Annotated in this window: 25 protein-coding genes; 5 read left to right on the forward strand and 20 right to left on the reverse strand. The window is 58.0% G+C overall.

Features of this window, described 5'->3' with window-relative positions; all coding sequences use genetic code 11:
* Nucleotides 1–113: 113 nt before the first annotated feature.
* Nucleotides 114–1,298 carry an NO-inducible flavohemoprotein gene (hmpA, locus tag C1Y41_RS09240; protein WP_071667890.1) on the forward strand — a complete coding sequence of 395 codons (1,185 nt, stop codon included), beginning with the start codon at nucleotides 114–116 and terminating at the stop codon, nucleotides 1,296–1,298.
* Between the two features lie 58 nt (nucleotides 1,299–1,356).
* On the opposite strand, the gene glnB is transcribed toward hmpA, so the two are convergent.
* The 5 genes from glnB to purL form a co-directional block, all read right to left on the reverse strand.
* The gene (gene glnB, locus C1Y41_RS09245; RefSeq protein ID WP_007886217.1) at nucleotides 1,357–1,695 is read right to left on the reverse strand and encodes a nitrogen regulatory protein P-II; all 339 of its coding nucleotides are present in this window, start codon (nucleotides 1,693–1,695) and stop codon (nucleotides 1,357–1,359) included.
* A gap of 81 nt (nucleotides 1,696–1,776) precedes the next feature.
* A complete protein-coding gene (glrR, locus tag C1Y41_RS09250) occupies nucleotides 1,777–3,108 on the reverse strand; it encodes a two-component system response regulator GlrR (RefSeq protein WP_039379663.1) in 1,332 nt (443 codons plus the stop codon).
* A complete protein-coding gene (gene qseG, locus C1Y41_RS09255; protein ID WP_039379666.1) occupies nucleotides 3,105–3,776 on the reverse strand; it encodes a two-component system QseEF-associated lipoprotein QseG in 672 nt (223 codons plus the stop codon). The genes glrR and qseG overlap by 4 nt, the downstream gene beginning before the upstream one ends.
* Nucleotides 3,773–5,203, reverse strand: a complete 1,431-nt coding sequence (locus C1Y41_RS09260) for a HAMP domain-containing sensor histidine kinase (RefSeq protein ID WP_104085293.1) — start codon at nucleotides 5,201–5,203, stop codon at nucleotides 3,773–3,775. Before C1Y41_RS09260 ends, qseG begins: the two co-directional genes overlap by 4 nt.
* Before the next feature lie 575 nt (nucleotides 5,204–5,778).
* Nucleotides 5,779–9,669, reverse strand: coding sequence for a phosphoribosylformylglycinamidine synthase (gene purL / locus C1Y41_RS09270; RefSeq protein WP_104085295.1), 3,891 nt, complete (start codon nucleotides 9,667–9,669; stop codon nucleotides 5,779–5,781).
* Between the two features lie 270 nt (nucleotides 9,670–9,939).
* Between purL and mltF the strand changes: the two genes are divergently transcribed.
* Nucleotides 9,940–11,397 carry a membrane-bound lytic murein transglycosylase MltF gene (mltF, locus tag C1Y41_RS09275; RefSeq protein WP_039379675.1) on the forward strand — a complete coding sequence of 486 codons (1,458 nt, stop codon included), beginning with the start codon at nucleotides 9,940–9,942 and terminating at the stop codon, nucleotides 11,395–11,397.
* Here the strand turns inward: mltF and tadA are convergent.
* Both tadA and yfhb read right to left on the reverse strand, forming a co-directional pair.
* Nucleotides 11,394–11,888, reverse strand: coding sequence for a tRNA adenosine(34) deaminase TadA (gene tadA, locus C1Y41_RS09280; RefSeq protein ID WP_071667886.1), 495 nt, complete (start codon nucleotides 11,886–11,888; stop codon nucleotides 11,394–11,396). The two genes, mltF and tadA, sit on opposite strands and share 4 nt — an antisense overlap.
* 57 nt (nucleotides 11,889–11,945) lie before the next feature.
* Nucleotides 11,946–12,584 (reverse strand): phosphatidylglycerophosphatase C, encoded by a 639-nt coding sequence (gene yfhb, locus C1Y41_RS09285; protein WP_094112077.1) that lies wholly within the window; start codon nucleotides 12,582–12,584, stop codon nucleotides 11,946–11,948.
* A 200-nt stretch (nucleotides 12,585–12,784) separates the two neighbouring features.
* On the opposite strand from yfhb, the gene C1Y41_RS09290 reads away from it, so the two are divergent.
* The gene (locus tag C1Y41_RS09290; RefSeq protein ID WP_071667885.1) at nucleotides 12,785–13,624 is read left to right on the forward strand and encodes a MurR/RpiR family transcriptional regulator; all 840 of its coding nucleotides are present in this window, start codon (nucleotides 12,785–12,787) and stop codon (nucleotides 13,622–13,624) included.
* A 56-nt stretch (nucleotides 13,625–13,680) separates the two neighbouring features.
* Nucleotides 13,681–13,932: a YfhL family 4Fe-4S dicluster ferredoxin gene (locus C1Y41_RS09295; protein WP_104085296.1), complete on the forward strand. Its 252-nt coding sequence runs from the start codon at nucleotides 13,681–13,683 to the stop codon at nucleotides 13,930–13,932.
* Between the two features lie 11 nt (nucleotides 13,933–13,943).
* On the opposite strand, the gene acpS is transcribed toward C1Y41_RS09295, so the two are convergent.
* From acpS to C1Y41_RS09355, 12 genes are all read right to left on the reverse strand, one after another.
* The gene (gene acpS / locus C1Y41_RS09300) at nucleotides 13,944–14,324 is read right to left on the reverse strand and encodes a holo-ACP synthase (protein ID WP_039379688.1); all 381 of its coding nucleotides are present in this window, start codon (nucleotides 14,322–14,324) and stop codon (nucleotides 13,944–13,946) included.
* Nucleotides 14,324–15,055 (reverse strand): pyridoxine 5'-phosphate synthase, encoded by a 732-nt coding sequence (gene pdxJ / locus C1Y41_RS09305; protein WP_094111706.1) that lies wholly within the window; start codon nucleotides 15,053–15,055, stop codon nucleotides 14,324–14,326. Before pdxJ ends, acpS begins: the two co-directional genes overlap by 1 nt.
* Before the next feature lie 70 nt (nucleotides 15,056–15,125).
* Entirely contained in the window at nucleotides 15,126–15,854 is a 729-nt protein-coding gene (gene recO / locus C1Y41_RS09310) for a DNA repair protein RecO (protein WP_039379693.1), read from the reverse strand.
* A gap of 3 nt (nucleotides 15,855–15,857) precedes the next feature.
* Nucleotides 15,858–16,763, reverse strand: coding sequence for a GTPase Era (era, locus tag C1Y41_RS09315; protein WP_039379695.1), 906 nt, complete (start codon nucleotides 16,761–16,763; stop codon nucleotides 15,858–15,860).
* Nucleotides 16,764–16,811: 48 nt separating this feature from the next.
* The gene (gene rnc / locus C1Y41_RS09320) at nucleotides 16,812–17,492 is read right to left on the reverse strand and encodes a ribonuclease III (RefSeq protein ID WP_039379698.1); all 681 of its coding nucleotides are present in this window, start codon (nucleotides 17,490–17,492) and stop codon (nucleotides 16,812–16,814) included.
* A gap of 111 nt (nucleotides 17,493–17,603) precedes the next feature.
* Entirely contained in the window at nucleotides 17,604–18,575 is a 972-nt protein-coding gene (gene lepB / locus C1Y41_RS09325; RefSeq protein ID WP_104085297.1) for a signal peptidase I, read from the reverse strand.
* Between the two features lie 9 nt (nucleotides 18,576–18,584).
* Nucleotides 18,585–20,384: a translation elongation factor 4 gene (gene lepA / locus C1Y41_RS09330; RefSeq protein ID WP_039379703.1), complete on the reverse strand. Its 1,800-nt coding sequence runs from the start codon at nucleotides 20,382–20,384 to the stop codon at nucleotides 18,585–18,587.
* Between the two features lie 218 nt (nucleotides 20,385–20,602).
* Nucleotides 20,603–21,067, reverse strand: a complete 465-nt coding sequence (gene rseC / locus C1Y41_RS09335) for a SoxR-reducing system protein RseC (RefSeq protein WP_094111708.1) — start codon at nucleotides 21,065–21,067, stop codon at nucleotides 20,603–20,605.
* Nucleotides 21,064–22,020, reverse strand: coding sequence for a sigma-E factor regulatory protein RseB (rseB, locus tag C1Y41_RS09340; RefSeq protein WP_094111709.1), 957 nt, complete (start codon nucleotides 22,018–22,020; stop codon nucleotides 21,064–21,066). Before rseB ends, rseC begins: the two co-directional genes overlap by 4 nt.
* A complete protein-coding gene (rseA, locus tag C1Y41_RS09345) occupies nucleotides 22,020–22,679 on the reverse strand; it encodes an anti-sigma-E factor RseA (protein ID WP_039379711.1) in 660 nt (219 codons plus the stop codon). The genes rseB and rseA overlap by 1 nt, the downstream gene beginning before the upstream one ends.
* Nucleotides 22,680–22,709: 30 nt before the next feature.
* Nucleotides 22,710–23,285 (reverse strand): RNA polymerase sigma factor RpoE, encoded by a 576-nt coding sequence (rpoE, locus tag C1Y41_RS09350; protein ID WP_039379714.1) that lies wholly within the window; start codon nucleotides 23,283–23,285, stop codon nucleotides 22,710–22,712.
* A gap of 363 nt (nucleotides 23,286–23,648) precedes the next feature.
* Entirely contained in the window at nucleotides 23,649–24,398 is a 750-nt protein-coding gene (locus tag C1Y41_RS09355; protein ID WP_104085368.1) for a tRNA1(Val) (adenine(37)-N6)-methyltransferase, read from the reverse strand.
* Nucleotides 24,399–24,534: 136 nt separating this feature from the next.
* Between C1Y41_RS09355 and srmB the strand changes: the two genes are divergently transcribed.
* On the forward strand, nucleotides 24,535–25,863 hold the full coding sequence (gene srmB / locus C1Y41_RS09360; RefSeq protein ID WP_039379716.1) for an ATP-dependent RNA helicase SrmB: 1,329 nt from the start codon (nucleotides 24,535–24,537) through the stop codon (nucleotides 25,861–25,863).
* Nucleotides 25,864–26,047: 184 nt separating this feature from the next.
* Here the strand turns inward: srmB and grcA are convergent, their stop codons facing one another.
* Nucleotides 26,048–26,431, reverse strand: coding sequence for an autonomous glycyl radical cofactor GrcA (gene grcA / locus C1Y41_RS09365; RefSeq protein WP_039379718.1), 384 nt, complete (start codon nucleotides 26,429–26,431; stop codon nucleotides 26,048–26,050).
* Nucleotides 26,432–26,512 lie beyond the last annotated feature (81 nt).

Consider the following 26,512-nt stretch of genomic DNA (forward strand, 5'->3'; position numbering starts at 1 on the left):
GAATGCGTACCCGGCTCACGCTAAAAGCTGCTGCTGCCGGTTTACAGCCGGACGTGCACGGCATAAGATGCATTTAAAATACATCTTTTAAGTTATCCGCTGAGGAACACACCATGCTTGACGCTCAGACTATCGCGACCATTAAATCTTCCGTGCCCGCTATAGCCAAAATGGGACCCGCTCTTACCGGCTGTTTTTACCACAAACTGCTGAACGATCATCCTGAACTGAAAAACGTGTTTAACATGAACAATCAGCGCAGCGGCGATCAGCGTGAAGCCCTGTTTAATGCGATTTGCGCTTACGCCACCCATCTGGAAGATTTGCCAGCGCTGCTGCCGGCGGTCGAGAAAATTGCGCAGAAGCACGCCAGCCTGAATATCCGGCCTGAACAGTACGATCTGGTAGGCGCCACGCTGCTGGCCACCATGAAGGAGCAGCTCAATCCGGACGAGGAGGTACTTGCGGCCTGGGGCAAAGCGTATGCGCTGCTGGCGCAGGTCTTTATTCAGCGTGAAGAAGCTATCTATCAGGCATCTGAGCAGAAGAGTGGTGGCTGGCGCGGCCTGCGTGACTTTCGTATCCGCCGCATTACGCCGGAAAGCAGCGTGATTACCAGTCTGGAGCTGGTTCCCAATGACGGGCAGCCGGTGGCCGATTTTCTGCCGGGACAATACCTGACGCTCAGCCTGCGTCTGACAGAAAACGGGTTTATGCAGCATCGCCAGTATTCGCTGACGCACGCGCCTGACGGCAAAGCCTACCGTATTGCTGTCAAACGTGAAGCGCACGGCACCGTGTCGGGCTGGCTGCACGACTGCGCCCGGGTGGGAAATATTGTGCAGTGCAGCGCGCCGGCGGGTGACGTCGTGCTGCAGACAGAACCAGCGACGCCGGTGACGCTGATCTCAGCGGGCGTCGGTCAGACGCCGATGTTAGCGATGCTCGCGGTGCTGGCGCAGCAACAGCATCCGGCAGCCGTGACCTGGCTGCACGCGGCTGAAAATGGCGCGCAGCACGCCTTTGCGCGGGAAGTTGCCGCGCTGGGCGCCACCCTGCCGCACTTTCGCAGCCACGTCTGGTATCGCCAGCCTGCCAGCGACGATGCCGGCCGGTATGATGCAGAGGGCGTAATGGATCTGGCCTGCGTGTCAGCGGAGCTGAACCAGCCGGACCGCACGTTCTGGCTGTGCGGGCCGCTGCCGTTTATGCAGTTTGTCGCTCGCCAGCTGCTGGATGCAGGCGTCGATACCGCACGCATTCACTATGAGGTTTTCGGCCCGCACAAGGTGCTGTAATTGCAGCAATAAAAAAGCCTGCGGCAGGCAGGCTTTTACTGTGACGCCGGACAGAGGATCAGATTGCCTCTTCATCCTCTTCGCCGGTGCGGATACGCACCACGCGCGCCACGTCAAATACGAAAATTTTACCGTCGCCGATTTTGCCGGTCTGCGCCGTTTTCATGATGGTTTCCACGCAGGTATCGACAATGTCATCCCCGACCACCATCTCGATTTTTACCTTGGGCAGGAAATCGACCATATATTCGGCACCACGATAGAGTTCGGTGTGACCTTTCTGACGTCCAAACCCTTTGACCTCGCTCACCGTCATCCCGGTGATGCCGACTTCCGCCAGCGCTTCACGTACGTCATCAAGTTTGAATGGTTTAATAATTGCATCGATCTTTTTCATCGCAGATCCCTTTTTCGCTCCCTCCATGACGGACGGATAACAGAAAGTATATATCGCTAACGGCGCCTGTGGCGCGGCTAACTACTCTTTAAAGTCGCTGGCGTCCAGCTCATGACGAGACAGCAGCTTATAGAACTCGGTACGGTTACGTCCAGCAAGACGCGCGGCGTGAGTAACGTTGCCTTTGGTCATCTGCAGCAGCTTGCGCAGATAGTTCAGCTCAAACTGGTTGCGCGCCTCCGCAAAGGTGGGCAGCGCGGTGTTCTCGCCCGACAGCGCCTGCTCTACCAGCGCTTCACCAATCACGGGAGCAACGGTCAGCGCAACGCACTGCTCAATAACGTTAACCAGCTGACGGACGTTACCCGGCCAGCTGGCGCTGACCAGCCGCTTCATTGCACCGGCAGAGAAGCTGCGGACAAATGGCTTGTGGCGCCCGGCGGCCTGACGCAGTAAATGGTTAGCCAGCAGCGGAATATCTTCAGCACGCTCGTGCAGCGCCGGAAGTTTAAGATTCACGACATTGAGACGGTAGTAAAGATCTTCCCGAAAACTCTTTTTCTCCATCGCTTTTGGCAGATCGCGATGGGTGGCAGAAAGGATACGTACGTTGATCTCCACATCCCGGTTACTGCCAAGGGGACGCACTTTGCGCTCCTGCAGCACGCGCAGCAGTTTGATCTGCAGCGCCGGAGGCATATCGCCAATCTCATCCAGAAACAGCGTGCCGCCCTCTGCTGCCTGAAATAATCCTTCGCGCGCGCTGACCGCGCCGGTAAATGCGCCCCGCGCGTGGCCAAACAGCTCTGACTCCAGCAGCTGCTCCGGCAGTGCGCCGCAGTTAATGGCGATAAAAGGTTTCGCCGCGCGCGGACTGGCAGCATGAATTGCCTGCGCCAGCACCTCTTTCCCGGTGCCGCTCTGACCGTTAATCAGTATGGAGACGTCCGACTGCGCCACCATGTGCGCCTGCTCCAGCAGCCGCTGCATCAGCGGATTCCGGGTGACAATCGCTTCACGCCACCGGTCGTCACTGATCGGTGCACGCAGCGCCAGCGCCTCATCGATCGCTTTATACAGCGCGTCGCGATCCACGGGTTTGGTGAGAAAGCTGAATACCCCCTGCTGCGTGGCAGAAACCGCATCGGGTATGGAGCCGTGCGCGGTCAGGATAATGACCGGCAGCCCGGCGTGACGCCGCTGAATTTCGCCAAACAGCGCCAGCCCGTCCATCTCATCCATACGCAGATCGCTGATGACCACATCCGCGGGCTCTTTCTGCAGCTGACGCAGCGCCTCAGCCCCGCTGGCGGCGGTAGCGACCTGAAAACCCTCACTGCTGAGACGCATACCGAGCAGCCTGAGCAGGCCCGGGTCATCATCTACCAGCAGTAAACGGGCACGTGCACTCATGGCTGCTCCTCCCGGATTTCATCCCCGGCGTGCGGGCTGTCGCTGCTGTCCGGCGCTTTACGCGATGAAAGCTGGCGCTCTATGTCAGTCAGCCGCTCCAGTTTGCGCTGGGTTTCGTTCAGCGCCTGATGCAGCCGGGCCTGCTGATGGCGCAGGGCATCCAGTTCGCTATCGTGACTCTGCTGCAGCGCGCTGTAGCGGCTGCGCGCCTCGCTCAGCTCCAGCTGTGCAGCCTGGTTACTGCGCCACAGCTGGATCAGCGGACGCACCGTTGCGGGAAAGTCTGCGCTGTAGCTGTCGAGCGTGGCGATATACTGACGGCGCTCAACCGGCGTGACGTTACCGTTCGCCAGCAGAATGCCCTGCTTGAAGGCGCGCGCCCAGCTCTGCACCGGCCAGCGGCGGGCCTCTGCGCGGGCTTCAGCCGCCGAAAACCGTTCGCTGCAGTCAATCGCTCGCTGCCAGTAAAGCGGATTGTTTACCGCCGCTGCGGTTTCAGCAGGCCATACGTTCTGACAGGCGGTAGTAAGGTAGTCCGGCAGCCGGGTATCGGGTTCAGTGACGCTTATATGCTCACGCTGGGGCACCGGCACCGCATGCGGCTGGCAGGCGCTCACGCCGCTTAAAATAAGTACGCTCAGAAGAGCTTGTCTGATAAGGCGTTTCATGGTTCAGGCTTCCTGGCACCGGCGGGTAAAATAATGCGGAAACAGACATCTGCCTCTTTGTGACTGACCAGCTCCAGGTCTCCCTGCATGCGCCGCAGACAATCTTTTGCAATGCTCAGGCCCAGGCCGCTGCCTTTTACGGGCCCCTGCCGCTGCTGGCTGCCCTGGTAGAAAGGTTCGAAGATCATCGCCTGCTCCTCTGGCGGAATCGGAGTACCGCTATTCGCCACATCAATCCACACCCGGTCGCCTTTTTGCCGGCTGTGCAGCCAGATGTTACCGGATTCACGACCATAGTTCACGGCGTTCGAGTAGAGGTTATCGATAACGCGCTCCAGCAGCGTCGCTTCCGCCAGACAGCGGGTGGCCTGCAGATCAACGTGCGTTTTTATTCGCCGGGCGCTGGCAGGCAGCGAATGCACGCGGGTGACAGCCGCCACGATCGCATCCAGCGCGACCGGCTCCGGAGTAAGCGGCATCTCGTTCAGCTTGCGGTTGTAATCCAGCAGCTGCTCAATCAGGCGCTGCAGATGGCGACTGCTGCTGTCGAGAATAGCGACGATCTCCTGCTGCTCTGCGTTAAGCGGCCCGGCAACGCCATCGGCCAGCAGCTCTGTGCCTTCGCGCAGGCTGGCGAGCGGCGTTTTCAGCTCGTGTGAAAGATGACGTAAAAATTCATGTCGCTGTGCCTCCAGCCAGCTTAGCCGTTCGCTAAGCCAGGCAATACGCTGTCCCAGCGAGCGCAGCTCACGCGGTCCGCGAAAGCTGACGTTATTTTCCAGCGACTGCCCTTCCCCCAGCCGGTTGATCATCCGCTCCACGCGCTTTACCGGCCCGATAATCATGCCGGTAAACAGCAGCACCAGCATCAGCGTAACCAGGAACAGGATCAGCGCCTGCCAGCCAAAGAACTGACCGCGCTCGGCGATATCGCGCTGCAGCTGCAGCCCGCGGGAAAACACCACGTCGCGCGTCGCCTGCACCATACGCGCGTTAGCATCAGAAAAGCGCTCCAGCGCAGCGGCACCGGACGCTGAAGGATTACCGTTTTCGCAGGCGGCCGTGGCGAGCTGCGGCAGCGTGCTGCGCAGCAGGGTAAACGTGGGCAGTTCCGGCAGGCTGGCCGCATGGCTGTTCAGCATCTGCCCGTAGCGGGTCCACTGGGTGGTATAGAGTCTGACCAGCGCAGCATCACCGAGTACGCAATATTGACGATAGCTGCGCTCAAGCTCCAGGGCGGTGCGGGCCATCGCCTCGCTGCGCCGCACGTCGGTAAAGGTATTGCGGTTAGTGTCTGCCGCCTGATTACTGAGCGCAGAGAGGCTTTCCCACGCCTGCCACGCCAGCACCAGCAGCGGCAGCAGCACCAGTAAAAAGGCCATCAGAACCAGTTGTCGCAGGGATCGGGGAAACGGACGCCATCTCATACTGCCGCGCTCTCGTAAAAAGTGTGCTGCAGGCATGCTAGCTAACTCTGGCGCGCTTAGAAAGCCGGAAATGCAAACGGCAGACCCGAAGGTCTGCCGCTCAGAAAAGGTGGAGCCTAACTCAACGTTACGTCCGGTGCTTGATAACGCTGCAATGCAGACGATTATCGGTCAGGTGGACGGCAGGCTCCGTTTGGTGCGTCATTCAGGGTTCTGTGAGCTCTGCCGTAAATTACGGGGCAATCACAGACAGGCGAATGAGCCACGTCCTGATTATAGCAACTATCGTGCCACTTTTTAAAACTCTTTATTTATCAGAGTGGCGCCATAGTACCGCTGCCTCCGGCAGGTGGCTCTGAGCTGCTGACCGCATAAAAGTGTCTCTGCTTAGCGACGCATTTAGCCTGGATTTTTCTGATTAATATAAATCAAAGAGTTAAGTGTCTCCATAAAGAGACAGTGCGGCAGGCGATTTGTCGGAATTGAGCGACAGTCGTCTGCATCAGATAAAAAAACCGCCCTTTACTGCGGCGGCTTTTTTTTACTGCTTACAGGCACCTGCTGTAAAACGCAGATCAGCCCAGCTGCTTACGCGCATTACGGAAAATGCGCATCCACGGGCTGTCTTCGCCCCACTCTGCCGGATGCCAGGAGTTGCTGACGGTACGGAAGACGCGCTCCGGATGCGGCATCATGATCGTAACGCGACCGCTTTCGTTGGTGACCGCCGTGATACCGTTTGGCGAGCCGTTCGGGTTAGCCGGATAGCTTTCGGTCACTTTACCGAAGTTATCCGTGAAGCGCAGTGCCACCAGGCCTTTTGCTTCCAGCGCCGCCAGATGGGCGCCGTCGCGCACTTCAACAAAGCCTTCACCGTGTGATACCGCAATCGGCATGCGTGAACCTGCCATCCCCTCCAGCAGCAGCGACGGACTGGCCGCCACTTCCACCAGGCTGAAACGCGCTTCAAAGCGCTCAGACTGATTGCGGACAAAACGCGGCCACAGCTCGCTGCCGGGGATCACTTCGCGCAGGTTTGACATCATCTGGCAGCCGTTGCAGACACCCAGCGCCAGCGTCTGCGGACGATGGAAGAAGTTTTCAAACTCGTCGCGCACGCGATCGTTAAACAGAATCGATTTTGCCCAGCCTTCGCCGGCACCCAGTACGTCGCCGTAAGAGAAACCGCCGCACGCCACCAGCGCATGGAACTCCTCCAGGCCGCGACGTCCCGCCAGCAGATCGCTCATGTGTACATCCACGGCGGTAAAGCCGGCGCGATGGAACGCTGCTGCCATCTCAACGTGTGAGTTAACGCCCTGCTCACGCAGCACGGCGATGCGCGGGCGCACGCCGGTGGCGATCATCGGCGCAGCCACATCTTCTTCCGGCCGGAAGGTCAGCTGAGCGTTCAGACCCGGATCGCTGTCGTTTTGCTTCGCCTCATGCTCCTGATCGGCACAGGCCGGATTATCACGCAGGCGCTGCATCTGCCAGGTGGTTTCGGCCCACCAGGTACGCAGCGTCGTGCGGCTTTCGCTGTAGACCGGATGCTCGCCGGCGCGGATCACAAAGCGGTCGCCCGGCAGCGCCTTGCCAATCACATGCAGCGCGCTGCGCAGACCGTGGTCAGCAAATACCTTCTCTACCGCTGCCAGATCGGCCGCGTTGATCTGCAGCACCGCGCCCAGCTCTTCGGTGAACAGCGCCGCCAGCGCATCGCTGCCCAGCGCGGCGATATCCGCCTCGATACCGCAGTGGCCGGTAAAGGCCATCTCCGCCAGCGTCACCAGCAGCCCGCCGTCGGAACGGTCGTGGTAGGCCAGCAGCTTCTGTTCGCTGACCAGCGTCTGGATAGCATTGAAGAAGCCTGCAAGCTGTGCGGCATCGCGCACGTCAGCCGGCTTATCGCCCAGCTGACGATAGACCTGCGACAGCGCGGTTGCGCCCAGCGTATTGGCACCGTTGCCGAGGTCCACCAGCAGCAGCAGGTTATCCTGCTCTGCCTGCAGTTGCGGCGTTACGGTACGCCGGACATCTTCCACGCGCGCAAACGCGGTGATCACCAGCGAGAGCGGCGACGTCATTTCACGCTCTTCATTGCCCTGCTGCCAGCGGGTTTTCATCGACATTGAGTCTTTGCCGACCGGGATAGTGATCCCCAGCGCCGGGCAGAGTTCTTCGCCAACGGCTTTGACCGCTTCGTAAAGGCCGGCATCCTCACCCGGATGTCCGGCTGCTGCCATCCAGTTCGCAGAAAGCTTCACGCGCTTCAGCGAACCAATCGCGGTAGCGGCCAGGTTAGTGAGCGCTTCGCCTACCGCCAGACGCCCGGAGGCGGCAAAATCAAGCAGCGCGACCGGCGCGCGTTCGCCCAGGGCGAAAGCTTCGCCGTGATAGCTGTCGAGGCTGGCCGTGGTCACGGCGCAGTTTGCCACCGGGATCTGCCACGGTCCCACCATCTGATCGCGCGCCACCATGCCGGTCACGGAACGGTCGCCGATGGTGATAAGAAACGTTTTCTCAGCCACCGCAGGCAGATGCAGTACGCGGTTAACCGCATCCGCAACCGTAATGCCGTTACGCTGCAGCGCGTCGCCTTTTGCCTGCTGCCGCGTGACGTCGCGCGTCATTTTTGGCGTTTTGCCCAGCAGAACATCCAGCGGCATGTCGATAGGCTTGTTGTCGAAATGGCTGTCGCTCAGGGAGAGGTGCTGCTCTTCAGTCGCCTCACCAATCACCGCATACGGGGCGCGCTCGCGCTGGCACAGCTCATCAAACAGCGCCAGCTTCTCTGGCGCAACGGCCAGCACATAGCGCTCCTGCGACTCGTTACACCACACTTCCAGCGGGCTCATGCCCGGCTCATCGCTGAGAATGTCGCGCAGGCTGAAGTTACCGCCGCGTCCGCCATCGCTGACCAGCTCAGGCATGGCGTTAGAGAGACCGCCCGCGCCGACGTCGTGGATAAACAGAATCGGGTTGGCTTCGCCCAGCTGCCAGCAGCGGTCAATTACTTCCTGACAGCGGCGCTCCATTTCCGGGTTGTCGCGCTGCACTGAGGCAAAATCGAGGTCGGCATCGGACTGACCGGAGGCCATGGATGACGCAGCACCGCCGCCGAGGCCGATGTTCATCGCCGGTCCGCCCAGCACAATCAGTTTGGCGCCCACGACGATCTCGCCTTTCTGCACGTGATCGGCACGAATATTGCCAATCCCGCCTGCCAGCATGATCGGCTTATGGTAGCCGCGCAGTTCAACGCCGTTGTGGCTGTTAACCTGCTCTTCATAGGTGCGGAAGTAACCGTTCAGCGCCGGACGGCCAAATTCATTGTTAAACGCCGCGCCGCCCAGCGGGCCTTCGGTCATGATATCCAGTGCGGTAACAATACGATCCGGCTTGCCGAAATCCTCTTCCCAAGGCTGCTCAAAGCCCGGAATACGCAGATTGGAAACGGAAAAGCCGGTGAGACCCGCTTTCGGCTTGGCGCCACGCCCGGTTGCGCCTTCATCGCGGATTTCGCCACCTGAACCGGTGGCGGCACCCGGCCAGGGAGAGATAGCGGTTGGATGGTTGTGCGTCTCTACCTTCATCAGGATATGCGCGGCTTCCTGATGAAAAGCGTACTCGCCCTGCTGCGCATCAGCGTAGAAGCGGCCAACTTCCGAGCCTTCCATCACGGCAGCGTTATCTTTATAGGCTGACAGCACGTGATCGGGATGCTGCTCAAACGTATTTTTGATCATCTTAAACAGCGATTTGGGCTGTTTTTCGCCATCGATGATCCAGTCAGCGTTGAAAATTTTGTGGCGACAGTGCTCTGAGTTCGCCTGCGCAAACATATAGAGTTCAATGTCGTTGGGGTTGCGACCCAGACGGGTGAAGGCATCCAGCAGGTAATCTATTTCATCATCCGCCAGCGCCAGGCCCAGCGTGCTATTCGCCTGCTCCAGCGCCTGACGTCCGGTTCCCAGCACGTCAACGCTCTGCAGCGGCTGCGGCGCATGATGAGCAAACAGCTGCTCTGCCGCCTGCAGATCGCTGAATACGCACTCCATCATGCGATCGTGCAGCAGGCCAGCCAGCTGCTGCCACTGCGCTTCTGTCAGCTGCGGCGCCTGAACATAGAACGCCAGGCCGCGCTCCAGGCGCTTAACCTGCGGCAGATCGCAGTTGTGAGCAATGTCCGTGGCTTTCGATGACCAGGGAGAGATAGTGCCGGGGCGCGGCGTGACCAGCAGCAGACGCCCTTGAGGCGCATGTTCAGCGAGAGAAGGGCCATATTTCAGCAGACGCTGCAGGCGGGCGTGTTCATCCGCGCTGAGCGGTGCGGCAACATCAGCAAAATGGACATACTCGGCGTAAATATCACTCACCGGCAGATGAGCGTTCTGAAAGCGGGTCAGCAGTTTGTTTACACGAAATGCTGACAGAGCGGGCGAACCACGCAGAATTTCCATCATTAAAGATCTCTCGTCTTCGAAGCGCCGGGCGACGCTTCATTGGGCGCAACAGGGAAAACGGGCGGTATTATAGAGAAAGCGCGCGGGTAACGAAACCGTTTGCGCAGAAAAACTGCCATACGGGATTTGCCTGAATTTTGCGCAAAACTTGCTATATGAGTTGCCCTGTTTCGCTTTGTTGCGCAAAATGCCCCTCGCTCTGGGAGTAAAAAACAATACCAATACTGCCTTTAAAGGACAGAGGCCTGTGAGCCATTAAGAGACAACCATTTGAAACGCCTAAAATTAAATTATCTGTTTATCGGTCTGATCACCGTGCTGCTGGCGCTGGCGCTGTGGCCGGCAATCCCCTGGTACGGGGGCGATCGGGACGCGCTGACAGCGATCAAATCACGCGGTGTGTTGCGCATCAGCACCGTCAATTCGCCACTGACCTATTACACCGTCAATCAGGCACCGGCTGGCATGGATTACGAGCTGGCAAAGCGCTTTGCAGACTACCTCGGCGTCAGGCTGGAAGTCACTGTGCGACCCAGCCTGGGCGATCTGTTTGACGATCTCGATGACGGAAAAGCCGATCTGCTCGCCGCCGGGCTTATCTATAACAGTGAGCGTCTGGCGCACTATCAGGCCGGTCCCAGCTACTATTCGGTGTCGCAGCAGCTGGTTTACCGTATCGATAAACCGCGTCCGCGCACGCTGGGCGACCTGAAAGGCCGTCTGGTGGTGCAGTCCGGCTCAGCCTATCTCTCCACGCTGCGGGCAGAAAAAGCCAACAGCTATCCCGATCTCGACTGGGCTATCGCCACCGATCAGGGACAGAAAGCGCTGCTGGAGGCGGTGGCTGACGGCAAGCTTGACTACACGGTAGGCGACTCGGTGACCGTGGGCCTGCTGCAGCGTATTCATCCGCAGCTGGCGGTAGCCTTTGATATTACCGATGAAGAGCCAGTGACCTGGTATCTGCCGCGCAATGCTGACAGCAGCCTCAACGCGGCCATGCTCGATTTCTACAGCCAGATGGGTGAAGAAGGCACCATGGCGCGGCTGGAGGAGAAGTATCTCGGTCACGTTGGCACGTTTGATTATGTTGATACCCGCACCTTCCTGCGCGCAATTGACAATACGCTGCCGGATATCAAACCGCTGTTTGAGAAATATGCGGCGAGCATGGACTGGCGCCTGCTGGCGGCGATCTCCTATCAGGAGTCGCACTGGAATCCGCAGGCGACCTCGCCCACCGGCGTGCGCGGCATGATGATGCTGACGCGCAACACGGCGGATAGTCTTAACGTTGATGACCGGCTCGATCCGGAGCAGAGCATTCGCGGCGGCAGTGAGTATCTGCAGCGCATGATGGATAAAGTGCCGGCGAGCGTGCCTGATGACGAGCGCATCTGGTTTGCGCTGGCAGCTTACAATATGGGATATGCGCACATGCTCGACGTGCGCCGGCTGACGGCAAAACAGGGCGGTAACCCTGACAGCTGGGCGGATGTAAAACTGCGTCTGCCGATGCTCAGCCAGAAGCGCTACTATGCGCAAACCGCCTACGGCTATGCGCGCGGGCATGAAGCGTATAACTACGTGGAGAATATCCGCAAGTATCAGCTAAGTCTGGTGGGCTATCTGCAGGAGCAGGAGCGCCGCCTGGCGCAGCGTTCAGCGCTGGAAGCGGAGCTGGGCGCCGGCTATCCGGCGGTTGAGCCTAAAATTGCCATGAACTAATCTGCGCGCTGTGCCTGACGCAGCGCGCGCTTCTGCTCGCGTCGCATACGAAAAAAGTCGCTCAGCATGCCGGCGCACTCCTCCGCCAGCACGCCGCAGGCGATCTCAATCTGATGATTCATCCCCGGGTGCCCCAGCACATCCAGCAGCGAACCGGCCGCGCCGGTTTTAATATCTTTCGCGCCGTAGACCAGGCGGGTAATGCGGCTGTGAACCATGGCGCCGGCGCACATGACGCACGGCTCCAGCGTGACATAGAGCGTGGTATCCAGCAGGCGATAGTTATCCAGCACTTTGCCGCCCTGGCGCAGCGCCATGATCTCCGCGTGTGCGGTGGGATCGCACTGGCCAATCGGCCGGTTCCAGCCCTCGCCTATGACTTTATCTCCCTGCACCAGCACGGCTCCGACCGGCACCTCACCCTGCTCCCGGGCACGCTGCGCCAGCTGCAGCGCATAACGCATCCAGTATTCATCAGTTTGTGGCTTCACCGGGTAACTCCTGCAGAATCAAAAGGCGGCGCATTATAGACAAAAACGCCGCGCGATTCACTCCAGCTGCTGCAGTTCACCGCGCGGCGTTACGCGCCAGCGATGCTGGCAGAAAAACAGCAGCGGGTTATCCTGCTTGCTGTCGCTATAGCCGCTGTAGAGCTGCAGCGGCGTGCCAATCTGCTCTTCCAGCTGCGCGACCTTTTCGTGGCCCAGGCAGCGCATCGCCAGCACGCGTCCGCCGCGTCCTGGCCGCATCTGGCTGGCAATCAGTTTCACACGCGGCAGAAAAGCGGAGTCAAAATAGACCTGCTCCACCAGCGACTGTGGTGAGCCGGTAATCAGCCACACATCGGCATCGTTGCTCTGCAGGTAATCGGTCAGGCGCTGCTGCACCACCGGAAACGCCACTACCCGCTCGCGGAACCACTGCGCAAACTCCGCTTCACGCGCGCGCAGGCGCGTTTCGCTGTGCCCGAACGTGATTGCCCAGAGCAGCAGACTCATTGGCCAGCGCGCTGCCCGGCCCTTAATCAGCAGCCCGAGGCCAATAACCGGCAGCAGCGGAACCACCAGCAGCAGATTCAGCGGCTGCCGGCGCAGTAAAAAGCGCATAAAGGTGCCAAACATATCCTGCTGATGCAGCGTGCCATCCAGGTCGAAAAATACGACGCGACGTTGCGAGTCCTGTGTCAAACCCCTCTCCTTTTTTAAATCAGTTGCTGCTCTACAGTGTAGCCAGCAACCGCGCTTAGCGAAGCTGTGATTTTTAATTCCGCTAGCTACAAAGCCCACTGAATAGTTTATTCTTGGTGTCACGGAGTATTGACTATTGCTGCGCATGCTGCGGAGAGGTTAGCCGCGCCATGCTATAAAACCGGGAGTAAGGATCGACCATGAGTTCACTGCTGCGAATCCGTCAGCTCTATCCCCGGCTGGCGCTGAATGAGCGCCGGCTGGCCGACTTTTTACTGTCACAGCCCGATCGGGCGCGCCATCTCAGCTCGCAGAAGCTGGCTGAAGAGGCGGGCGTCAGCCAGTCGAGCGTGGTGAAATTTGCGCAGAAGCTGGGTTATAAAGGCTTTCCGGCACTGAAGCTGGCGCTGAGCGAATCGCTGGCGGATCGCGATGCGATCACCGTGCATAATCATATCCTCAGCGACGATCCGCTGAAGATCGTGGGAGAGAAGCTGCTGACGGAGAAGATCTCCGCGATCCGCGCCACGCTGGATATTAACAGCGAAGAGAAGCTGATGGAGACGCTGCATCTGCTGAAGAATGCCAACCGCATTCTGCTGGTGGGTATCGGGGCATCCGGTCTGGTGGCGAAAGATTTCTCCTGGAAACTGATGAAAATCGGTATTAACGCGGTGGCAGAGCAGGATATGCACGCCCTGCTCGCCAGCGTTCAGGCGATGGCGCCGGGCGATGTCCTGCTGGCCATCTCCTACACCGGCGAACGACGCGAAATCAATCTGGCGGCACAGGAAGCAGCCGCTATCGGTGCGGATGTGGTGGCCTTTACCGGTTTTACGCCAAATGCGCTGCAGCAGTGCGCGTCAATCTGCCTCTATACCGTTGCAGAGGAGCAGAGCACGCGCAGCGCGGCAATCTCCTCAACCAGCGCCCAGCTGGCCCTGACAGATTTGCTGTTTATGGCGCTGGTGCAGCACGATCCGGAGCGGGCATCGAGCCACATTCGCCACAGCGAAGCGCTGGTGAAAAAGCTGATATAAGCGTTAAACCAGCTTATAATGACCGCGTTTTTAATGAGGATTAACGGACGTGAAGAATGGCGTTACTGATTACGGCGAAATGTATTAACTGCGACATGTGTGAGCCGGAGTGTCCCAATCAGGCTATCGCGCTGGGTAAGGCGATATATGAAATCGATCCGGCGCGCTGCACCGAGTGCGTGGGGCATTATGAAACGCCAACCTGTCAGAGCGTCTGTCCTATCGACAATACGATTATCAGCGACCCGCAGCGCGCCGAAAGCCGCGACGCGCTGTGGGAGAAATTCGTACAGCTCTGGCCGCACTGAGCGCGTAACGCTCAGTCCTCGATGATCACCGTGGCACAGGCGTAGTGGCGCTCATCAGCCAGCGTCACGTGCACGCGCTGCACGCCCAGCCGTTCAGCAATGATGCTCGCCTGCTCAAAAAAGCGCAGACCCGGTTTTCCCAGCGCATCGTTGAACACCTCAAACTGATTAAACGCCAGTCCGCCGCGGATCCCGGTGCCAAAGGCTTTGGCCGCCGCCTCTTTTACGGCGAAGCGCTTGGCAAGGAAACGCACCGGCTGCTGATGCGCCTGATACTGCTGCCACTCCGCGTCACTCAGTACGCGGCGCGCCAGGCGATCGCCGGATCGTTCGATAACGCCGGCGATGCGCTCAATTTCCACGATATCGCTGCCGAGGCCAAGAATCGCCATCAGCGCCGCGCTTCCCGCATCAGCTGCTTCATTTCGCTTACCGCATCTGCCAGCCCGCTGAAGAGCGCGCGGCCGATGATGGCATGGCCGATATTCAGCTCATGCATCTCCGGCAGCGCCGCAATGGGCTGCACATTGTGATAAGTCAGTCCGTGGCCGGCATTGACCTTCAGCCCGAGAGAGGCAGCGTAGTGCGCTGCTTCGCGAATACGCATTAGCTCGGCGTCACGCGCCTGCCCTTCCGGCGCTTCAGCGTATGCGCCGGTATGAATTTCGATATAAGGCGCGCCGCTGGCAACCGCTGCGTCAATCTGCCGGCGGTCGGCATCGATAAACAGTGACACCAGTATGCCCGCCTCTGACAGCTGCTGTACCGCTGCGCTGACGCTCGCCTGCTGGCCCGCCACGTCCAGGCCGCCCTCCGTGGTGACCTCCTGACGCTTCTCCGGCACCAGGCAGACAAAGTGCGGCCGGATGTCACAGGCGATGGCGATCATCTCATCCGTGACCGCCATCTCCAGGTTCATCCGCGTCTGAATGGTATCGCGCAGGATACGCACATCGCGATCGGTGATATGCCGGCGGTCTTCACGCAGATGCACGGTAATACCATCAGCGCCCGCCTGCTCGGCCACGAAAGCGGCCTGTACCGGATCGGGATAGTGGGTGCCACGCGCGTTACGTACGGTAGCGATATGATCAATATTGACGCCTAACAGCAACTCAGCCATAACTACGCTTCTCTTTATTTAATGTCAGTGCAGTGTATCGCGACGATACGTTCAGGTGGTCTGACCGCCGCTACGCCTGCGGCGCATCGGGTTTCTTCTTTGGAATAAACTGGCGAAACAGCTCCTGACTCTTCAGCGGTTTGCCGCCGAGATAGGGCTTTAGCGCAATGCGCGTAAAGCGCTTGGCGGCCCGCAGGCTATCGGCATCGGGGAAACTGCGCGCTTCAATGGCGCGCAGCTGGTGACCGGTAAAGCTGCGCTGATTCAGCACCAGGCTGGCGATAAAGCCCTTCTCTTCACGGTAGCTGTAGGTCATGGCGTCATCGATCGCCTCGCCGCTGCCGGCGCAGTGCAGAAAATCGACGCCGTAGCCGAGATGCCCGAGCAGCGCCAGCTCAAAACGGCGCAGCGCCGGTTCCGGCGAGGCGGTGCCGGCGGCCAGCTCCTGAATACAGTTCAGGTAATCGAAGAAGAGTTCAGAAAAGGGGATCTCCTGCTCCAGCACGCGCGACAGCAGTTCATTGACATAAAGACCGCAGTAGAGCGTGATGCCGCTGAGCGGCAGCGCCAGCGAAACCGCTTCGGCATTACGCAGCGTTTTGACTTCACCGCGTCCGCCCCAGCGGACCAGCAGCGGCGTAAAAGGCTGCAGGGTGCCTTTCAGCTGAGAGCGACGCGAGCGCGCGCCTTTAGCCAGGACGCGAACGCGGCCCTGACTTTCCGTAAAGAGATCGAGCAGCAGGCTGGTTTCGCTGTAGGGGCGACTATGCAGCACAAACGCGCGTTGCCAGCCTTCCATCAGTTACAGATCGTCTGTGTAGCCCAGGCTGCGCAGCGCACGTTCGTCGTCTGCCCAGCCCGATTTAACTTTCACCCAGAGCTCAAGGTGCACTTTGGCTTCAAACATCTCTTCCATGTCACGCCGCGCTTCAATGCCGATTGTTTTGATTTTAGAGCCTTTATTGCCAATTACCATTTTCTTCTGGCCTTCACGCTCTACCAGAATCAGGCCATTGATGTCGTAGCCGCCGCGCTCATTGGCCACAAACTGTTCGATCTCAACGGTCACAGAGTAAGGCAGTTCGGCACCGAGGAAACGCATCAGCTTTTCGCGGATGATCTCCGAAGCCATAAAGCGCTGTGAGCGGTCGGTGATGTAATCTTCCGGGAAGTGGTGCTCCGCCAGCGGCAGACGCTTACGGGCAATCGCTGCGATGGTATCGACGTTTTTGCCATTCTCAGCAGAGATAGGCACGATATCGAGGAAATTCATCTGCTGGCTCAGGAACTGCAGGTGCGGCAGCAAAATACTTTTATCCTGAATGTTATCCACCTTATTCACCGCCAGCACCACCGGGACTTTGCCGTCGCGCAGCTTGTTGAGCACCATCTCATCATCCGGCGTCCAGCGCGTGCCTTCCACGACGAAAATTACCAGCTCCACGTCGCCAATTGAGCTGCTGGCAGCACGGTTCATCAGGCGGTTGATCGCCCGCTTCTCTTCCATATGCAGCCCGGGTGTATCCACGTAGATCGCCTGATAAGCGCCCTCGGTGTGGATGCCCATAATACGGTGGCGCGTGGTTTGCGGTTTGCGTGAGGTGATCGAGACCTTCTGCCCCAGCAGCTGGTTCAGTAAGGTTGATTTACCGACGTTGGGCCGGCCTACAATCGCGACAAAGCCGCAATAAGTTTCGTGTTCGCTCATTCGGGTCCTGACTTAGTCAGCGCCGGGATGGCGCTGTCGTAAAACAATTTATTCGAGTCCAAGCTTAATTAAAGCCTGTTCGGCGGCAGCCTGTTCCGCTTTGCGGCGGCTGGAGCCTACGCCCACGACCGGATCGGCCATGCCACTCACCTGACAGTGAATGGTGAACTCCTGGTCGTGCGCTTCGCCCCGCACCTGCACCACCAGATAGGAAGGCAGCGGCAGATGGCGACCCTGCAGATACTCCTGAAGGCGCGTTTTGGGATCTTTCTGTTTATCGCCCGGGCTTATCTGCTCCAGACGGTTCAGATACCAGTCGAGAATCAGCTTCTCAACGGTCTGGATATTACTGTCGAGGAAGATGCCGCCAATCAGCGCCTCTACCGTATCCGCAAGGATCGACTCGCGACGGAAGCCGCCGCTTTTCAGTTCGCCTGGTCCAAGACGCAGGCACTCGCCCAGTTCAAACTCACGCGCCATCTCAGCCAGCGTATTGCCGCGCACCAGCGTGGCGCGCATGCGGCTCATATCGCCTTCGTCCACGCGCGGGAAGCGGTGATAAAGCGCGTTGGCAATCACATAGCTGAGAATTGAATCGCCTAAAAATTCAAGCCGTTCGTTATGCTTGCTGCTGGCGCTGCGGTGTGTCAGGGCCTGCTGCAAAAGTTCCGGATGAGTAAAAGTGTAGCCCAGTTTGCGCTGCAGCTTAGTAATGAGAATGGGGTTCATGCGATTCCAGTTGTTCTGTGCGTCTGTAACTCTGCATACGAAACAGGGCTGATAGCAGCGCGTTCTGTTTCGTGTGCAGTGGCTTCCTGTCAGACAGGAAGCCACCCGTATTTAGTGAATGCCGCCGATACGGCTCAGGCGTACGCCTGTCGGCCACTCACCTTCCTGTTTTTCAAAGCTCATCCAGATAGCGACCGCTTTACCGACCAGATTCTTCTCAGGCACAAAGCCCCAGTAGCGGCTGTCGGCGCTGTTGTCACGGTTGTCGCCCATCATGAAATATTGACCCTGCGGTACCACCCAGGTCGCCTGCGGCTGGCCCGGCTGCTGATAGTACATGTTCGCCTGACTCTGCGCCTCATTCACCAGCAGAATATTGTGCGTCACATCGCCCAGCGTCTCTTTGCGCGTCCCGAGACGCAGGCCACCGCGCAGCGTTTCACCCTGCGGTTTCCGGAAGAAGCCGTTGCCGGTCTCGTTGCCGTCAAAGCCGCTAAACGTCTGGATAAAGTCGCTTGGCTCAATATTGGTATAGGTGACCGGCAGCGCCGTATCACATTTGCCGTTACCGCAGCCGGGATTGATGGTCAGCGTTTTACTGAACGGATCAAACACCACTTTATCGCCCGGCAGACCAATCACGCGCTTGATGTAGTCAACGCTGGGATCTTTCGGATATTTAAACACGGCGACATCGCCGCGCTTTGGATGTCCGGTCGGGATCAGCGTGGTCTGCGTAATGGGATCTTTAATACCGTAGGCAAACTTCTCCACCAGAATAAAGTCGCCAATCAGCAACGTTGGCATCATTGAGCCGGAGGGGATCTGAAAGGGTTCAAAAATAAATGAACGTACAATCAGTACCACCGCCAGCACCGGAAATACCGATGCCGCCGTTTCAATCCAGCCTGGCTGCGCAGCCACTTTCGCCAGCGTTTTGCTGTCGAGCGAGTTACCCGCCTGCGCCTGTGCAGCGGCCTGTTTTGCCCGACGCTCAGGTGCCCACTTCACGCGATCGATACACCAGATGATGCCGGTCAGCAGCGTAGCGATAACCAGAATCAGGGCGAACATGTTAGCCATTGTGGTTCCTTATTTGCTGTCTTTACCGACATGCAGAATGGCGAGGAAAGCTTCCTGCGGCAGCTCAACGTTGCCGACCTGCTTCATGCGTTTCTTACCATCTTTCTGTTTCTGCAGCAGTTTTTTCTTACGGCTGACGTCACCGCCGTAGCATTTTGCCAGAACGTTTTTGCGCAGCTGCTTCACGGTCGAACGCGCAATGATATGGTTGCCAATCGCCGCCTGAATCGCGATATCAAACTGCTGGCGCGGGATCAGATCTTTCATCTTCTCCACCAGCTCGCGACCGCGGTACTGCGAGTTATCACGGTGGGTGATCAGCGCCAGGGCATCAACGCGCTCTGCGTTAATTAATACGTCCACGCGCACCATGTCTGACGCCTGGAAACGCTTGAAGTTGTAGTCCAGCGACGCATAGCCGCGCGATGTCGATTTCAGACGGTCGAAGAAGTCGAGTACCACTTCAGCCATCGGGATATCGTAGGTGAGCGCGACCTGGTTGCCGTGGTAAACCATATTGGTCTGCACGCCGCGCTTCTCCACGCACAGGGTAATCACGTTACCCAGATACTCCTGTGGCAGCAACATGTGACACTCTGCAATCGGCTCACGCAGCTCTTCAATATTGTTGAGCGGCGGCAGCTTGGCCGGGCTGTCAACATATACCACTTCGCCATCGGTGGTTTGCACTTCATACACAACCGTTGGCGCAGTGGTGATCAGATCGAGATCGTACTCGCGCTCCAGGCGCTCCTGAATGATCTCCATATGCAGCAGACCCAGGAAGCCGCAGCGGAAACCAAAGCCCAGCGCGGTTGAACTCTCTGGCTCATAGAACAGAGAGGCGTCGTTCAGGCTCAGCTTGCCGAGCGCGTCGCGGAATGACTCATAGTCATCTGAACTCACCGGGAAAAGACCGGCATAAACCTGCGGTTTGACCTTTTTGAAGCCAGGCAGCGCTTTATCTGCCGGGTTGCGCTGTAGCGTCAGCGTATCGCCCACCGGCGCACCCAGAATGTCTTTGATGGCGCACACCAGCCAGCCCACTTCCCCGCACTTCAGTTCGGTGCGGTCAACCTGTTTGGGTGTGAAGATACCCAGGCGGTCAGCGTTATAAACCTGACCGGTACTCATGACTTTGACCTTCTCGCCCTTGCGCAGCGTACCGTTTTTAATACGGATCAGGGAAACAACGCCAAGGTAGTTATCGAACCAGGAGTCGATGATCAGCGCCTGCAGCGGGCCATCCGGATCGCCTTCCGGTGCCGGAATATCGCGCACCAGGCGCTCCAGCACATCCGGCACGCCGATGCCGGTTTTAGCCGAGCAGCGCACGGCATCTACGGCATCGATACCCACGATATCTTCAATCTCTTCGGCTACGCGCTCAGGATCGGCAGCGGGCAGGTCGATCTTATTCAGTACCGGTACCACTTCCAGATCCATTTCCATGGCGGTATAGCAGTTCGCCAGCGTCTGTGCTTCAACGCCCTGTCCTGCATCGACCACCAGCAGCGCCCCTTCACAGGCCGCCAGCGAGCGGGAAACTTCATACGAGAAGTCTACGTGGCCCGGGGTGTCGATAAAATTGAGCTGGTAAGTTTCACCGTCTGGCGCTGTGTAATCGAGCGTGACGCTCTGCGCTTTAATCGTAATGCCGCGCTCGCGCTCCAGATCCATGGAATCAAGAACCTGCGCCGCCATCTCACGATCGCTCAGGCCACCACAAATCTGAATCAGACGATCGGAGAGCGTTGATTTGCCGTGGTCAATGTGAGCAATAATAGAGAAATTTCGTATGTGCTTCATTTATATGAATATCTTCACGTAGAGAATCAGTTGAAAACGTGAGCACAGACACATTCAGGCAAGCGATCTTTACCCGGAACCCTGTCGGCCTCATTAATGACGTCGCATATTACACTGTTAACGCCGCGCGTTAAAGAATGGAACCTGTGGGATTTGCAACAGAATTCAGCGGGTAAGCGGGAAATGAAAAGGCCGCACAGCAGGCGGCCCGGGCGGCATCAGCTGACATCTTCAACCCGCAGCGCATCAGGCGGAAGCGCAACGCTGAGGATCACCGGCTGAAAGGCTTCGCGTCCGGCGTAGCGGGATGAGACGCCTTTAGCAATGATAAATCCCCCCACGCCGCCAAGCAGCGCCCCGCAGGCGGCCGCGAGGTCGCTGTGAAACAGCATCTGAAACAGGCCAGCCACAGCAAACAGACCAAACAGCGGCGTCATATAGACCAGCAGCGCTGAGCCGAGCAGGCTGCTTTCGCGAATGCCTAACTCAATGCGCTGACCCGGCTGTAGCGGCTCAGCGCTGGGAATGGTCATGACATGGGCGTTCTTCGGCCCCAGCTTGTTGAGCGCATGGCTGCCACAGCCTTTACGCGCTGAACAGCTGTTGCAGGAAGTTTTCGCTTCGGAATGCAGCGTGGCAACGCCATCCTGCCATGCCACCACGGTGGCCCACTCTCTCATCATTTCTTTGCCCCTGCATCAATAGCGCTGGCGATACGTTTCGCGGTTGCGGGCGGTAATTCGCCCACCACGGTGATCTCCTGATTATCGCGCACAACGGTCTGCACCGTACGACGTCCCGTGCGCAATTGCTGAGGCACGCTATTTTTATCGGCAGGCGCAATGTTAATGGCAAAACTGAACAGCCCGTCGCTGTAGAGACGCGATTCAACGGTTTTATTCATAGCGGGTATTGCGCGACGACTCTGCGAAATCAGCTTCATGCCTGCCGGTATCCAGCCAGGCTGCCAGTTAAGCTCCACTTTGTCTCCCGCCGGCAGGGAGAGCGACGGCGGCAGATTTGCCTTCTCAAGCCCCTGCATCAGATTGCGCACGCCCTCATCCACTGCAAAGCTGATAACGCGGAACTGCTCCAGCGTTTCACCATCGCGATCCAGTAAATCGATGCGCAGCGGCAGTTTGGTATCCACGTCCAGCCAGACCACATAGCTGTAGCGCGTACCGTCACGGGAGACAATACGCACAACTTCACACATCTGGTCAGCCATACGCGACCGCCCTACCGGCACAAAGTCATACGCCTGACCCAGCCGGGAGAAATCAGCAAACATCAGTGAAGGCAGCGCGTCGATAATATGGTTGCCCGGCAGTGAAAACGGATCCAGCCCGGGTTCAAAATAGCTGATGTCGTTACCGCGCTGGATCACTTCACGGCGCGGACCATCCATCTGCAGCAGCTGCGCAAAGACGCGCTTATCCACCACGGCGTGACGATAGCGCAGAGACTCAATGCCCAGTCGTGAGACATTAATATACGCAAATTCATAATTGAGATTTTGAGTCGCCTGCTCCATCTGCTGTAACAACGCCCCGGAAGACGACGTCTGTGCCGGGGCGGTTGATGTCCAGAGCAGGCTGCCGGCCATAAGGCTAACGGCGCACCAGAGCTGCTTCATTACTGCTGTTGAGTTCCTAACGACTGCGTTCCGGGAACGGTGGCCTGCGCCTGCTGCGGTACGCTGTTTTCAAACTGTACCTGATCGGCATGCAGACGGCGCTGCAGTTCATAATCCTGCAGCATGGCGTTAACGCGACGCCGCTGATCCTGAACCTGCTGATTTGAACTGTTGGTTTCAAAGGCATCAGACGGTACGCCCAGGCTTACCGGTGATGCTTTACCCATCATCGGCAGCGTATTGAACGCCGGAGCATCTGAGGATTCTGCTGCCCCACCGGCAGAAGAGCCGTTGTAATGCTGCACGCCAACAATTACCGCCAGTGATACGCAGGCGGCTACGCCAATTTGCGTGACTGATGCCACCCAGCTGCCACCGCGACGCCAGAACGGCATTTTTTGCCAGCGTGCCGGTTCCGGCTGCGCTTCAGGGATCAGCGGTGTTGCCGCAGGGCGCAGCGGTTCATTTTCAATGGCTGCGGCCACGCGGGCGGAGATATCAAAATGCAGCACTTCGCCTACATCCCCGCGAAGGGTGTCGCGAATAAGATGGTAGCTCTCCCAGCTTTTTTGAAGTTCGACATCCTTTGACAACGAGGACAACAGCTCGCTGTCTAACGTTTCACCATCCATTAAAGCGGAAAGTTTTTCTTTCTGCATGCCTTGGTACCCTTTCAGTAGCCGTTATCACTAACGTTGGATAAGCGGTTGAACTTTGTTATCAATGGCTTCCCGGGCACGAAATATGCGCGATCGGACAGTACCAACCGGGCAATCCATAATGGCAGCGATCTCTTCATAACTCAGACCATCCAGCTCCCGGAGCGTGATAGCCATACGGAGATCTTCAGGAAGTGACTCAATTGTCCGAAAAACAATTTGTTTCAGTTCGTCAGACAACATTAAGTTCTCAGGGTTCGATATTTCTTTTAACGCGCCCGCACTTTCGAAGTTTTCTGCATCAATTGCATCTACGTCGCTGGAAGGCGGACGACGGCCCTGAGCCACCAGATAATTTTTTGCCGTGTTTACCGCGATGCGGTAAAGCCACGTGTAAAAAGCGCTATCCCCGCGGAACGACTCCAGCGCGCGATAGGCTTTGATAAATGATTCCTGTACCACATCGGGCACGTCACCCGAAGGGACATAGCGTGAAACCAGGCTCGCCACTTTATGCTGGTATCGGACTACCAGTAAGTTAAAGGACTTTTGATCTCCTTTCTGAACCCGCTCAACGAGAACCTGATCCGTTAACTGCTCGCTCATCCGAGGTAATGTCTCCCCAAAACTCTTTTATGCGTAAGTGGACTGCCAGCACATCTCATACCCGTGAGCAAGCATGCGCTTTGAGTTCTGTTCTGGCCTGAAGTTCACTACGACCTGTTTTTTCGTCGCGGCATTGCAACCCGTTATGACGTAGCGGCTGACCCGCTTTCAATAGCTTATGCAGTGCCGATCGGTGCTGGCAGAGTAGCGTAAGGCGATCTCTTTTTCATCTTTATTACTCTTCTTTTCAGCATAGCTGACGGCAGCGCGCAAAATTCGCCACTTTGCAACACGATGCAGCAGGGATCCTGCGATCGTAACGACAGATCGCGACCGCTGCTGCAGTACGGTGACAGTCAATACTCAGCGAAAAAGATAGAAGTCTGTCACCAGGCTCAGCCAGTCAGCGGAATAGCTTTTGTCTTCATTGCGTATCGCCAGCCGCTCCTGTATCAGCTCGCCCGCCGCAGGTGAAAAGCCCAGTACCAGCCGGTTAGGCGGCCGCTGTGCGTAAGGCGCGACGTCGTAGCGCAGCCGCAGATGCCAGCCATCAGCGCGGGCAAGCTGCACCAGCGCCTCGCCGCTATTCACCGGCAACACCACGCAAAACAGCCCCTCTTCTTCGATAAGCTGTGCCGCGCACTGCAGCAGCGCGGCATGATCGAGCGTAGCAGTACTGCGCGCCGCGTCCCGTGCTGCGCTGGACGAGGCCATGCCGGGCACAAAAAAAGGCGGATTGCTGACGATAAGCGAGTAGCGCTTTTCGCACTGGTGGCTCCAGTTAAGGATATCGGCCTGATGCACGCTGATACGGGCGGCCCACGGCGACGCCTGCACATTCTCCTGCGCCTGCGCGGCGGCTTCGCTATCAAGCTCGACCGCATCCAGCGTAACCTGTTGCGGCGTGCGCTGCGCCAGCATCAGGGCGATAAGCCCGCTGCCGCAGCCAATATCCAGAATACGCCGTGACCCGGCCACCGGCGCCCACGCCCCCAGCAGCACGCCATCCGTGCCAACCTTCATTGCACAGCGATCGTGTGCGACAAAAAATTGTTTAAACGTAAACCCATCTTTTCTTAATGTCGCCCGTGCTGGCGGCTGGTACTGAGACATGCTTTCGGCCATTGAATTGTTATCTGGCGAGAGTGTAACGTGGTCGCATGATGAATTCATCTGCGTCTGATGAACACAAACAGATGAAGATTGCGGCCGATCTGTCTATAATCAGCGCCCCAAACTGAGGTAGAACATGACAGTAACCACATTCTCCGAACTCGAACTCGACGAAAGCCTGCTGGATGCCCTGCAGGAAAAAGGCTTCACGCGCCCGACGGCCATTCAGGCTGAAGCCATTCCTGCCGCGCTGGAAGGCCGTGACGTGTTAGGTTCGGCACCCACCGGAACGGGGAAAACCGCCGCCTATCTGCTGCCCGCATTACAGCATCTGCTGGACTTCCCGCGTAAGAAGTCGGGTCCGCCGCGTATCCTGATCCTCACCCCTACCCGCGAACTGGCGATGCAGGTGGCCGATCAGGCGCGTGAGCTGGCGAAGCATACCCATCTGGATATCGCCACCATCACCGGCGGCGTTGCCTATATGAACCACGCTGAAGTCTTCAGCGAAAATCAGGATATTGTGGTGGCGACCACCGGCCGTCTGCTGCAGTACATCAAAGAAGAGAACTTTGACTGCCGCGCGGTAGAAACACTGATTCTCGATGAGGCGGACCGCATGGTCGATATGGGCTTTGCCCAGGATATCGAGACCATCGCCGGTGAGACGCGCTGGCGCAAACAGACGCTGCTCTTCTCCGCCACGCTGGAAGGCGAGCACATCAAAGATTTTGCTGAACGCCTGCTCAACGATCCGGTCGCGATTGAAGCCGACCCGAGCAAAAGCGAACGCAAACGCATTCAGCAGTGGTACTACCGTGCTGATAACCTTGAGCACAAGACCAAACTGCTGGTGCACCTGTTAAAGCAGCCGGAAGTGAAGCGTGCGATTGTGTTTGTGCGCAAGCGTGAACGTCTGCACGAGCTGGTGACCTGGATGCATGAAGCGGGCCTGCGCAGCAGCTACCTCGAAGGGGAGATGGTACAGGCGAACCGTAATGAAGCGATTAAACGCATCAACGATGGTCGCGTCAATGTGCTGGTTGCCACTGACGTTGCGGCGCGCGGTATCGATATTGATGACGTGACTCACGTGATCAACTTTGACCTGCCGCGTACGGCAGATACCTATCTGCACCGCATTGGCCGTACCGGCCGCGCCGGACGCAAAGGGATCGCTATCTCGCTGGTTGAGGCGCACGATCACGTTCTGCTGGGTAAAATCAGCCGCTACGTTAATGAGCCGCTGAAATCACGCGTGATTGATGAGCTGCGCCCTGAGTCGCGTGCGCCGAGTGCTAAAGTCACCGGAAAGCCGTCGAAAAAGGCGCTTGCCAAACGCAAAGAGAAGAAAGAGAAAGAAGACGAAAAGCCGCGCGTGAAAAAACGCCATCGTGACACCAAAAACGTGGGTAAACGCCGCAAGCCAAGCGGATCAACCACGCCGGAGTCAGGTGCGGAATAAAACGTCACCGCAGTAAAAAAAGCGCCTGAACCGGCGCTTTTTTTTTACGTTCAGCTGGCCTTAAGGGCCACTGACAGGCGGGTCAGCGCGAACGCCGGTAAATGTCGCATTTTAATCAACGCATGCGTTCCGGACCGCTTCCGCACTGGCCTGCAGCATGAGCAACTTTTCATCGCTACTTCAGTTACAGGCTCTCTGTAAAGGTACGGGTGATCACATCGCGCTGCTGCTCTGGCGTCAGGGCATTAAACCGTACGGCATAACCGGATACGCGAATGGTCAGCTGTGGATACTTTTCGGGATGCTTAACCGCATCTTCCAGCGTTTCCCGCTGCAGTACATTGACGTTAAGATGTTGTCCGCCCTCAACGCGCACCTGCGGTTTCTGCTCCAGGGGCACTTCACGGTATGCCATCTCGCCCAGCTCGCTCAGGGCAACCACCTGATCCTCCTCATAGAGGCCTCTGGCGCACAGACAGCGCGCCTGTCCCGCCTCTTCATCCAGCAGCCAGAATGAGTTCAGTAGTAGCGGGTTATGGGTTTGGGTAATTTGAATGCCGGTAATCATAGCGATCTCCAGAAAGGGGCGTTCTGTCTCTGAACGCCGTTGACAGATAGACAGGCTGGTATATCACCGGGACGCCGCCGG

This window comes from Pantoea sp. ICBG 1758 (assembly GCF_002928325.1).
GTDB lineage: Bacteria > Pseudomonadota > Gammaproteobacteria > Enterobacterales > Enterobacteriaceae > Pantoea > Pantoea eucrina.